Genomic DNA, 464 nt, shown 5'->3' with positions numbered 1-464 from the left:
CGCTGCCGCTGATCCGCCGCGGCATCGTCGCGAGCTGCTTCGTGGCGTTCCTGACCTCGTTCGACAATGTTCCAGTGTCGCTGTTCCTGGCCGACGCGCGCACCGAGGTGCTCCCGATCAAGCTCTGGGCGATCCTCGAGGGCAGCCTCGATGTGCGCGTTGCCGCCGTCTCCGGCGTGATCGTACTGGTGACACTCGCCGGCCTCGTCTGCGCGGAAATCTTCGGTGGCGTCAGCCGCCAGATCGGGAATCGCTGACCATGCCGATCGAACGCGACCTGCGCGGATACGGCCGGGCACGCCCTGATATCACCTGGCCCAATGGCGCCCGCGTCGCCGTGTCGCTGGTGGTGAACTTCGAGGAGGGCGCCGAGCTTGCCGTCGAGCAGGGCGATGCCGAGGCGGAGCGCTATGGCGAGGTCGCTTCGACATCCCCGCCGGGCATTCGCGATCTCGTGCAGGAGC

Annotated in this window: 2 pseudogenes; both read left to right on the top strand. The window is 67.9% G+C overall.

What is annotated here, in order from left to right:
- A pseudogene (locus KBX53_RS35650) lies at positions 1–257 on the top strand (hypothetical protein); the annotation flags it as partial.
- A gap of 2 nt (positions 258–259) precedes the next feature.
- A pseudogene (locus KBX53_RS35645) lies at positions 260–464 on the top strand (hypothetical protein); the annotation flags it as partial.

Origin of the sequence: Micromonospora sp. M51, assembly GCF_018070305.1 — a bacterium.
GTDB lineage: Bacteria > Actinomycetota > Actinomycetes > Mycobacteriales > Micromonosporaceae > Micromonospora > Micromonospora parva.
The sequence above is the reverse complement of the archived record's forward strand: the minus strand, read 5'-3'. Positions and strand labels throughout refer to the sequence as shown.